The 10,699-nt window shown below is 69.2% G+C and carries 7 protein-coding genes; 5 read left to right on the top strand and 2 right to left on the bottom strand.

The features are described 5' to 3' along the window. Positions 1-2 precede the first annotated feature (2 nt). Both OG729_RS38035 and OG729_RS38030 read left to right on the top strand, forming a co-directional pair. Positions 3-3,203 carry a non-ribosomal peptide synthetase gene (locus tag OG729_RS38035; protein ID WP_405810674.1) on the top strand — a complete coding sequence of 1,067 codons (3,201 nt, stop codon included), beginning with the start codon at positions 3-5 and terminating at the stop codon, positions 3,201-3,203. Then, positions 3,200-3,880 (top strand): formyltransferase family protein, encoded by a 681-nt coding sequence (locus OG729_RS38030; protein ID WP_360875156.1) that lies wholly within the window; start codon positions 3,200-3,202, stop codon positions 3,878-3,880. Before OG729_RS38035 ends, OG729_RS38030 begins: the two co-directional genes overlap by 4 nt. 122 nt (positions 3,881-4,002) lie before the next feature. Here OG729_RS38030 and OG729_RS38025 read toward each other — a convergent pair whose 3' ends face one another. Both OG729_RS38025 and OG729_RS38020 read right to left on the bottom strand, forming a co-directional pair. Continuing rightward, positions 4,003-4,497 (bottom strand): peptidylprolyl isomerase, encoded by a 495-nt coding sequence (locus tag OG729_RS38025; RefSeq protein ID WP_405810672.1) that lies wholly within the window; start codon positions 4,495-4,497, stop codon positions 4,003-4,005. Between the two features lie 138 nt (positions 4,498-4,635). After that, positions 4,636-5,043, bottom strand: a complete 408-nt coding sequence (locus OG729_RS38020) for a hypothetical protein (protein ID WP_360875162.1) — start codon at positions 5,041-5,043, stop codon at positions 4,636-4,638. 602 nt (positions 5,044-5,645) lie between these two features. Between OG729_RS38020 and OG729_RS38015 the strand changes: the two genes are divergently transcribed. From OG729_RS38015 to OG729_RS38005, 3 genes are all read left to right on the top strand, one after another. Next, the gene (locus tag OG729_RS38015) at positions 5,646-7,646 is read left to right on the top strand and encodes a serine/threonine-protein kinase (RefSeq protein ID WP_360875165.1); all 2,001 of its coding nucleotides are present in this window, start codon (positions 5,646-5,648) and stop codon (positions 7,644-7,646) included. A gap of 260 nt (positions 7,647-7,906) precedes the next feature. Next, on the top strand, positions 7,907-9,493 hold the full coding sequence (locus OG729_RS38010; RefSeq protein WP_360875168.1) for a glycosyltransferase family 2 protein: 1,587 nt from the start codon (positions 7,907-7,909) through the stop codon (positions 9,491-9,493). Further along, the gene (locus tag OG729_RS38005) at positions 9,490-10,611 is read left to right on the top strand and encodes a glycoside hydrolase family 26 protein (protein ID WP_405810670.1); all 1,122 of its coding nucleotides are present in this window, start codon (positions 9,490-9,492) and stop codon (positions 10,609-10,611) included. Before OG729_RS38010 ends, OG729_RS38005 begins: the two co-directional genes overlap by 4 nt. Positions 10,612-10,699 lie beyond the last annotated feature (88 nt).

Raw genomic sequence — 10,699 nt, 5'->3', positions numbered from 1 at the left:
CCATGACCGCGCAGCATGCCGCCACGGACATCGGTCCAGGAGGCGGTCCTGAGGCCCGGCCCGTGGGCCGTACCGACTTCCGCCGGCCCGTCTCCCCGACCGAGTGGTCGTATCTGGCCGCCACCCGCCTTGGTGAGCTGCTGGTGCTCCAGTTGGTGGTCGAGGGCACCGGCGCGATCGACGCCCTGGCCCTGAGCCGCGCCGTCGCACAGGCCTCGGCGTCCTGCCCGGGCTCGCGCCTGGTACGCCGCGGCAGGATGTGGGTCGACAGCGGACTGCCGGCCAGGGTCGTGGTCGCCGATGGAAGGGCTTTCGACCGCAGTACGCTCACCGGCCTGGCGGAGCTCACCGGCCCGCTGGCCGAAGCCGAAGGGCGCTCCGGCTGCGAGGTCCTGCTCCTCACCGGCGAACCCAGCACCGTGGTCTTCCGCGCGTCCCACGCCGTGATGGACCTGAAAGGCACAGCGATCTGGGCCGCCGAGGTCTTCCGCGCTCTGCGGGGTGAACCGCTGCACGGCGCCGCCGGTTCCCTGGCCGACTACGAGTTGCTGGACGCGCTCGGCCGAACGGGGCAGCGGCCCCGCCTCGGGCTCGACCAGCGCTCGCCGTTGGCCGGCCGTGCGGGCAGCGGTTCGGTGTGGCGGCGGCGTACGGTGCCGGGCCGGCACGCGGCGCTGGCCGCGAAGGTGGCCGCTGAGGTGGCCGCTGAGGTGGCCGGGGCCGTCGGTGGTTCCGCGCGCATCATGGTCCCGGTGGATCTGCGCCGTCACGCTCCCACCGTTTCGTCGACGGCCAACCTGGCGCTGCCGGTGTTCCTCGACGTCCCGGCCGGCCAGGGCACGGATGCGGTGCACCGGCGGTTGCTCAACGCCCTGGCCGGGCACCAGGAACTGGCGGCGGGGGCGGAGACCGCGCTGGCCCGGCTGCCGCTGCCCGCGGCCGCAGCGCTGCTCGGGGCTTCGCGAGCCGCCTCGCACGCCCGGCACCGCTATCTGGCGTCGGCAATCGTGTCCAACGCCGGCCGGCTGGCGCTCGAGGAGTTCAGTGCCGGGGAGTTCACGGCGGCGACCGTGTACGCCCTGCCGGTGCATGCCCCCCTGGTTCCGGTCAGCATCGCACTGCTCGAACTGCCCGAGCACACCGAACTGGTGGTCTCCGCCCGCGGGGCCGCGGACGTCGGCGAGCGCTGCGAACTGCTGCTGGACCGGATCGAGACCGCACTGGGCACGGCCGTACCGGTCTCGTACGCGCCATCGGTGGCACCGCCCCGGGAGCCCGGCGCAGTCGACCGGCTGCTCACACCCGGACCTGACGGGCTTCCGTCGCTGGACACCACAGTGGTGCAGCTGTTCCGGGCGCAGGCCGCCCGGCGGCCGGACGCACCCGCCGTCATCGGTGACAACCTCCCCTGGTCCTACGGGGATCTGGACCGCCGCTCCGACTCCGTCGCGGCCGCACTGCTGGCGCGGGGGGTCGGGCGCGGCGAGGTGGTCGGTGTGCTGGCCGACCGCTCGGCGCTCGGCCTGGCCGGGGTCTGGGGTGTCCTCAAGGCGGGCGCCGCCTTCCTGCCGATGGACATCCGCAATCCGGCGCAGCGGGTCAAAGAGCTGCTGCACGACGCGCAGGTCCGCTTCTGTCTGACGGACGCGGCCTCGGCCGACCGTACGGAGGGGGCCGACTGCACGACGGTGCTCCTCGAGGACGTCGCAAGCGACGACGCGACAGTCGACGAGTACGCCCTGGCGGCAATCGCCGCTGCCGCTCCCGGACCGGACGATCTGGCGTACGTCATCTACACCTCGGGTTCCACCGGCAAGCCCAAGGGCGTCCAGATCGAGCACCGGAGCCTCGTCAACGTGGTCGGCTGGATTGCCCCCTTCCTGCGGTGCGACGAGCAGACCCGGGCCGCGTACTCCTTCTCGCCAGGCTTCGACCTGTCGATGATGCAGATCTTCCCGCCGCTGCTGCACGGTGGCGCCCTCGTGCCCGTGCCTGGCGAACTCGACCACGTCAAACTGCGTGAGATGTTCTCGGGGCTGCGAGCCAACACCCTGGCGCTGACCCCGACCCACCTCGAGCTGGCCGCCCGGCTCGGCCTCCGACCGGCCGGCATCCGCGCGCTCCATCTCGGCGGCGAGAACCTCACCACGGCCAGCGGCCAGTGGGCACGCGCGTCGTTCGGGCCCGACTGTCTGATCGTCAATATCTACGGCCCCACCGAGGCGACGGTGGCCTGTACCGTCGCCGTCGTCGGTGACGACGCCTCACGCGCGTCCACGCCGATCGGAGTGCCGGTGCACCGCACCTCCGTCGCCGTGCTCGACGAGCAGCGGCACGAAGTCCGGGACGGCGAGTTGGGCGAGCTGTATGTGACGGGTGTTCAACTGGCCCGTGGCTACCTCGGCCGCCCCGACCTGACGGCCGACCGCTTCGTCTACCTCTCGGACGGCCGGCGCGCCTACCGGACCGGCGACCTGACGCAGCGGCTGCCGGACGGGCAGCTCGAGTACGCGGGCCGGATCGACGCTCAGGTCAAGATCCGCGGTCACCGGGTCGAGCCGGCCGAGGTCGAGGCGGCGCTCACCGCGCTGCCGGACATCGCACAGGCCGCCGTGGTCGCCCGCCGCAGGCACCACACCGGCCCGCAGGCGTTGTGTGCCTATGTGGTCCCCGCCGAGGGTGCGGCGGGGATCGACGAGGCAACCGTACGGGCGGAGTTGGAGCGTTCGCTGCCGTCCCACCTGGTGCCTTCTGTGGTGTGTGCGGTGGCTGGGCTGCCGGAGACGGCGAGCGGCAAGACCGACCGCAACGCGCTGCCGAATCCTTTCGACGAAGCACACGAAGCAGAGAAGGCAGCCGTAGAGCCCGGGCGACCAGCCGTCCCCCAAGGGCATGCCGCACACCTTGCGGACACGAGGCCAGCCGGGACCGGACGTGATCCGGAACGCGGCACTGCTGCGGTGATCGCCGGGATCTGGTCCCGCATCCTGCACTGCGATGCCACTCGCCTCGATGCCTCCTGCGACTTCCATGCACTGGGCGGCGACTCTCTCGCCGTCCTGGAGATGCTGGCCGCGCTCGGCGACGAACTGCTGGGCAAGTCCATGGAGCAGCAGTTCCTGGCCCGGCTCGGGTCCCTGAGCGAGAATCTGACACTCGGCCGGGTCGTGGAGACCGTCGACGCCCTGCGGAGCACGTCGTGATCTTCGTCGGTGAGGGCGCGCTGCTGTGGCGCGCCGTACAGCACACGCTGGAGCGCGGTCTGGCCGTGGACCTGGTCTGCGGCCCTGCCGAAGCGCGGACGGCTCGGCCCGACGTGCCCTTCCTGGCCACCGCGGACATCAACACGGTCGCCGCCGAACTGGCCGCCGCCGGCACGGACGGCCTCGTCTGGTCGATCAACAACCGGATGATCTTCCGCGCTCCCGTCCTCTCCACCGGGCTGCGCATTCTCAACGTCCACCATGGCCCGCTGCCTGCCTATCGGGGGCGGCCCGAGGTGGCCCTGGTGTACGCGATACTGCGCGGCGAGCCGGAGTTCGCCGCAACACTCCACCGGGTGGACGAGGGCATCGACACGGGCCGACCCCTGGCCGCCGAGTACTATCCGATCGGCCCGGACGACCCGTACCACGTGGTGCTGCGCCGCGGTTTGGAAGCCTGCCACCACCTGTTCAAGCGCTGCCTGCCCCTCGCTGCAGCCGACCCTGCCTGGACCGGCGAGCCCACCCGGCTGATGGAGACAGACGGCGGCGGCTACTTCGGCCACAAGGCACTGCTCCGTCTGCCGGAGCACCGCAGTCACCCGAACTTCGAGCGTGCCACGAACCTGGGTTTCCTGGCCGGCTACTTCCCGGAGCTCGCCGCAACCCTGTCGTGAAACCGGGCGGCCATCGGATCGTGACGCCCAGGACCGGCCGGACGGGCCGGAGGCCGGGCGACCGTCGTGTAGACGATTCGCCCGGCCCCGGACCTCGCACGGAGGACGCCGCGCGGACGGGCTCAGCCCTCGACGACGCCCGACTTGGCGATCGTGACCTTCGCCTTGGGGGCGCCGCTGCGCGAGCCCAGGCCCTCGATCTTCTTCACGAGGTCCATGCCCTCGACGACCTCGCCGAAGACGACGTGCTTGTTGTCCAGCCAGTCGGTGACGATGGTGGTGATGAAGAACTGCGAACCGTTGGTGTTCGGGCCCGCGTTGGCCATGGAAAGCTGGCCCGGCTTGGTGTGCTTGAGCTGGAAGTTCTCGTCGGCGAACTTCTGGCCGTAGATGCTCTTGCCGCCCGTGCCGTTACCGGCGGTGAAGTCGCCGCCCTGGAGCATGAAATCCGGGATGACACGGTGGAAGGAAGAGCCCTCGTAGCCGTAGCCGTGCTCGCCTGTGGCGAGCTCGCGGAAGTTCCTTGCGGTCTTGGGGACCACGTCGTCGAACAGCTGGAAGACGATCCGGCCGGCGGGCTCGTCGTTGATGGTGATGTCGAAAAACACGTTACTCATGGCTTCATTTTGACACCCGTAGTCACCGGAACGCACACCAGACCCGCCTTGAGGCCGAGAGAACACCCGCTCGCAGCGCTGCCGGGCGGCTCCTGTATCGTGCGTCAGCTGCTTCTGGCCGGCCCGGGCCGGGGCCCGTCAGCTCTGCCCGGTGGCGCGGAGCGCGACCGCGATGTGGCTGTATCCGGGGATGGGCGTTTCGCCCGCCCTTTCGTACCGGACGGCGTGCGCGAGTCCGAGCTTCTCACCGGTCGACAGGGTCCGGTTCGCAGTCCACAGGAGCGTCCGCAGTTGCTCGTCCTGGACCGAAAGGAGAGGTTCGCTGGACTCCAGGGACAGTCCGGTGCGCACGCACCAGGTGGCCACTGCGGTCCAGAAGTCCGCCAAGCTGCTCCAGCAGACAGCACTTCGAGGTCCCAACAGCGCCGTGACCTCCTCCTCAGACCAGAACGCTTTCTGACCGTGCGATACAAGGCTCTGGACGTTCTCCATGAGTGAGACGACGAACTCGTAGTTCGCCTCGTCGACCAGCAGTTCCTCGGCCACTGCGAGAACCGCAGCGATGGTGCCGGAGTCACGTTGAGTCGCCCGAAAGGCGACGTCTCGGCAGAGCGCAAAGTCCGAACTGTCACTCAGCGCCCTGGGGTTGAGCCCCGCCGCGTCGAGGAGTCGCTGTGACCGTGGTGCCGGCCGACGGCGCCATGAAATCCGCATCCTGCCCTCATCTGCTTCCCCAGCCCGGGCTGAAAGGCCCCCGCGGTCGATCATCATGCCATGACCACTGGGACGAATCGTTCGACGAAGGTGCTGGAGCGTGCCCGGGCGGCGGCCGGCCCGCCATCGGGGTCATCAGCACCGGGACACTGTGATCAATGGTTTCGTCCGAGACGATGCCGAATGCTCGGAGGCGAGGCGGGCCTACCGAGAAGCCCGCTACAACCTCCCCGATGCCATGCGCGCCACCTTGCAGCGTCCATGAGCAGAGGCGCTCGTGCCCAACTCAGACCGAAGACAACATACGTTCATCTCATCCCACTTATTGAGACAATCGACTTCGATGTCTGATTTACATGAGTATCCGATACACTCCGCGGCAAGTGAAACGGTCGTTTGTCCAGGATGTGACCGGGGGGGGCACCTTGGAGCCATTGGGGCCTGACGACCCCGCAGTCGTGGGGCCGTACCGGCTGGCCGCCCAGTTGGGCAGCGGCGGCATGGGCCGCGTCTACCTCGGGTACTCGCCGAGCGGCCGGCAGGTCGCCATCAAGGTCATCCGTCCGGAGTACGTGCAGGAGCCCGCCTTCCGGCAGCGCTTCGCCCGCGAGGTGATCGCCTCCCGCGCCGTGAGCGGGTTCTTCACGGCCGTGGTGGTCGACGCGGACCCCGAGGGACGCCGACCCTGGCTGGCGACCGCGTACATTCCAGGACCCTCACTGCAGCAAGCGGTGCAGAAGAGCGGCCCCTTCCCGGAGCGGTCCGTGCGGGCGCTCGGCGCGGCACTGGTGGAAGCACTGACGGCAATTCATGGTGCGGCTCTGATCCACCGGGATCTCAAGCCCGCCAATGTGCTGCTGGCCCAGGACGGGCCGCGTGTCATCGACTTCGGGATCTCCCGGCTCGCCGAGCACAGCGGACTGACGCTCACCGGCACCACGATCGGGTCTCCGGGCTATATGTCGCCCGAGCAGATCCGAGGACTCCCGATCGAGCCCTCGTCGGACGTGTTCTCGCTCGGCTCGGTTCTGGCTTTCGCCGCGACGGGCGCCGGCCCCTTCGGCGAAGCGTCGGTGCCGGCACTGTTGTTCCGCGTGGTGCACGAGGAGCCCGATCTCGAGGCGGTACCGGCCGGGTTGCGTGAGCTGATCAGTTCGTGCCTGGCGAAGACGCCAACCGACCGCCCGGCGCTGCCGGACCTGATGCCGGCTCTGACCGGCGGCCGGTCACCGGTGGAGATGCTCGGCGCGGGCTGGCTGCCGGAGACCTGGCAGGGCGAAGAGGCGACGGGAACACTCGCCTTCCCGGACGTGCCGAGCTCGACTGTGGAGCTGCGCGCCCCGGTCCCCGAGCAGCCGCAGAATCCGCCGGAGCCTCTGCGGGAGCGGCCGGTCAGCCGTCGCCGACTGCTGTACGCCGCGGCCGGCGCCCTGGGGGCCGGCGGGGTGGCAGCTGCCACCTGGGCGATGACGCGGGACGGCAAGCCGACCGCCCCGGGATCGCTGCGCTGGCGATTCACCACCACCGGCACGGTCCTGTCCTACCCCAGGGTGGCCGGGGATCTGGTCTACGCGGCGAGCAACGACGGCACGCTGTACGCGATCGCCACCGCCGACGGGCAGCGACAGTGGAAGTACACCACCGCCGCAGCCATCGGCTCCGCACCCACCGTGCTGGGCGGCAGCGTGTACCTCGGCAGCGACGACCGCACCCTGTACGCCTTCGACGCACGTTCGGGGAAAGTCCGTTGGCGGTTCGCAACGGGAGGCATCGTCCATTCCCCGGTCGTGACAGGGGGCGTCGCGTACGTCGGCAGCGCGGACCGTCGGCTGTATGCCGTGGACACGGCGAGCGGAAAGCGCCGGTGGGCCTTCGCCGCAGGCAACGACACCCACTCCCCCGCCGTGTCCGGCGAAACGGTGTACGTCGGCAGCAGCGACACCAGTCTCTACGCGGTGAACGCGAACACCGGCGAGAAGCGATGGGCCTTTACCACACGCGGGGCGGTCTCCGGCATCCCGGCCGTAGCCGGCGGCCTCGTCCACTTCGGCAGCACCGATGGAAACCTCTACGCGGTCGATGCAGACACGGGTAAGCAAGTCTGGCGATTCGAGGGCGCTTCCGTCGGATCCAACCCGGTGATCGCCAAGGGAGTTGTGTACGTGGGAGGCGGCAAGACGCTGCACGCGCTGGACGCCGGCACCGGCAAGCCGAGATGGGAGTTCAGGGCCGCGGGCGACGTGCACGCGCCGGCCGCGGCTGGAGCGGTGGTGTACGTGGGCAGCGACGACAGCAGGCTCTATGCGGTGAACGCGGCTACAGGAAAGCAGCTTTGGGCCTACTCCGCCCCCGCTGCGGTGCACTCGCCGGCGGTCGCACAGGACACCGTGTATTTCGGCAGCGACGACAGCACCCTGTACGCCGTTCATATCTGATCCGACCGGGAACCGGGCGACAGACGCAAGCAGTCCTACCCACCGTAGGTACTGGCTTTTTCATGTCTGAGTGACGCTGTTTGTTACCAAGGGGGGACATGTCTACATATTCATCGCGGCTGGATCGGCGCGCCGAGAGGAGGAATCGCCGCAACGCGTCAGCCGTCGCTGCCTACGCCGGTGCCGCCCGGGCCTGCGGCCCGCTGGCCAACCCGGGCCGGAAAGTAGAGTTCCGCTCCGTTCTGCGACCCGGCCACCGCGTGTCGCTCACAGCTCTGACCGCCGCCACCGCCCTGGCCGACATCGCGTTCATCGGCTGGCTGCTGCTGCCCGAGCATGTACCGGGCCCCGGGGTGAGCGGTATCGGCAACGGCTGGCTGCTCCTGGCGCGGCTCGGGTTCTGCCTGGTCATAGCCGTCGAGACGATCAAACTCGTGCAGGCCGTGGCGATCTGGGTGTTCGCCTTCCGGGCGAGGGACCCCATCCCCATGGTCCCGCCGAGCAGGCTGCGGGTCGCCATGCTGACCACCATCGTGCCGTCCAAGGAGCCGATTGCCGTCGTACAGCGGACTCTGCGGGCCATGCTGGAGGTGGCGCGTTGGGACTGCACCGTGGACGTCTGGATCCTGGACGAGGGAAATGACCCGACCGTACGGCAGATGGCCGCGCGCCTGGGGGTCCACCACTTCAGCCGAAAGGACAGGCCGGAGTACAACCAGCCGTCCGGCCCGTTCCGCGCCCGTACCAAGTCCGGCAACCACAACGCCTGGCGCGCCGAGCACGAGAACGAGTACGACGTGGTCGCCCAGATGGACCCGGACCACGTGCCGCTGCCGTGCTTCCTGGAGCGGACCCTGGGCTACTTCCACGACCCGGACACCGCGTTTGTGGTAGCCCCTCAGGTGTACGGCAACGCCTATGACAACTGGGTCGCCCACGGCGCCTCGGTGCAGCAGTACCTGTTCAGCAGCATCGTCGAGCGGGGCGGCAACGGTCTGGACGCCCCCTTGCTGATCGGCACCAATCACCTCTACCGGGTTGCCGCATGGCAGCAGATCGGCGGGTACCAGGACTCGATCATCGAGGACCATCTCACCAGCATGAGGGTCCACGGCACGCTCAATCCCGCCACCGGCAACGGCTGGAAGGGGGTCTACACCCCCGATGTCGTGGCCGTGGGCGAGGGCCCGACCACCTGGACCGACTACTTCAACCAGCAGCGGCGCTGGGCCTATGGCATCTGGGAGATCAAACTCAACCCGCGGCTGAGGCAGGGCATCCGGCTCCGGCGCCGCCAGCGGCTGTTGTACGACCTGGTTCAGTTCTACTACCCGAGTGTCGCCATGAGCCTGGTGCTCGGCACCCTCGCCACCGCCCTGTACATGCTGCTGGGCGTCTCGTCCATCCAACTGCCCGGGCTCCCCTGGTTCCTGCTGTGGTCGGCGGGCATGGGCGGCTCATTCGCGCTCTGGCTCTGGCTGCGCCGATTCAATCTGGCCGAGCACGAGAGGCGGGAGATCGGCATGGCCGGGATCCTGCTGTCGCTCTTCGCCGGGCCTGTCTACATCGCCGCCGCGGTGAACGCCCTGCTGCGCCGGCCGCTGGCGTACGTGGTCACCGCCAAAGGTGAGCTGCGCAGCTCGGAATCGCTGCGCACCTTCCGGCTGCATCTGATGTGGGCACTGCTGGCCGGGAGTCTGCTGACCGTCAGCTTCTTCAACAACCATGACTACACCGGCATGCGGATCTGGACCCTGCTGGGCCTCGCGGCCGGCTCGGCACCGCCGCTGCTCGCCCTGGCCCAAGGTGTCTCCACGCGCATGCGCACCGCGAGGGCCGACCGGTGAGGATCACAACGCCACGGGTGCTCGCGCTGCTGTGTGCCGCGCTGCTGTCCTGGTACACCTTCCAGGTGGCGCCGGATCTGGCGGACCGCGAACGCCGCGAGGCGGCCGCGCGCGCCGACGCCGTGCTGCCACCGACGACCGTGCTGCCGGACGACGATCGCACACCGCACCACCCCGCGCAGAGGCCCACGGTCTCGTTCCCCGCCGCGGGAAAGGCGTTCGTCGGCGTCTTCACAGCCGCGGGCACCCACGACTTCACGGAAGCGGCCGATTTCACCCGGCAGACCCGGCACCGCCCGCAGGTGTACGAGTTCTCGGCCGACTGGGAGACCGATCACTTCGACGCCGAGGCGATCAACAGTGTGGCCAGGCGGGGCATGCTGCCCATGGTCGCCTGGGAGCCGTGGGACCACAGAGCCGAGGCCGAGGAACCCACGCTGCGTGGAGAGCAACCCGAGTACCGGCTGTCGAAGATCATCGACGGCTCCTTCGATCCGTACATACGCTCCTGGGCGCGGGGCATCAAGTCGCTCAGCTATCCGGTGGCCATCCGCTTCGCTCACGAGATGAACGGCTACTGGTACCCCTGGTGCGAACAGTCCAACAGCAACCGCCGTGGGGAGTACGTCCGGGCATGGCGTCACATACACAAGATCTTTGACGCGGTGGGAGCACGTAATGCCGTGTGGGTGTGGAGCCCCAACATCAGCTACGAGAACTCCACACCGCTCAGTCGGCTCTACCCGGGAGACGCATACGTGGACTGGGTGGGCCTGTCCGGCTACTACGGCACCGTGGGCAAGGAGAACTACCAGTCGTTCGACCGCCTCTTCACTCCGACAAGGACGGAACTGCGCCGCTTCACCCGCAAGCCGCTCGTCATCACGGAACTGGGCGCGACCGACGCCGCGGGGCGGAAGGCAGAGTGGATCACCGACATGTTCCGTGCGCTGCCGCGCCACCGCGACATCATCGGCATCATCTGGTACCAGGCGGTGAAGGAGATCGACTGGCGGGTGGGCACGTCCCCCGCATCCTCGGCCGCCTTCAGCGCCGGGGCCTCGGCGAACCGGTACCAGCAGCGGTGGGGGCCGGGTATGACACCACGCCTTCGGTGAACCCGTGATGGGACGTCGCCGACTCCGCCGTCGGGCGTCAGCGCGAATAGAGTCTCGACGGGCCCCCTCCAGCTGGTGTAGGGCGAGC

This window comes from Streptomyces sp. NBC_00210 (assembly GCF_045160975.1).
Classification (GTDB): Bacteria; Actinomycetota; Actinomycetes; order Streptomycetales; family Streptomycetaceae; genus Streptomyces.
This window is presented reverse-complemented; position numbering and strand designations above follow the sequence as displayed.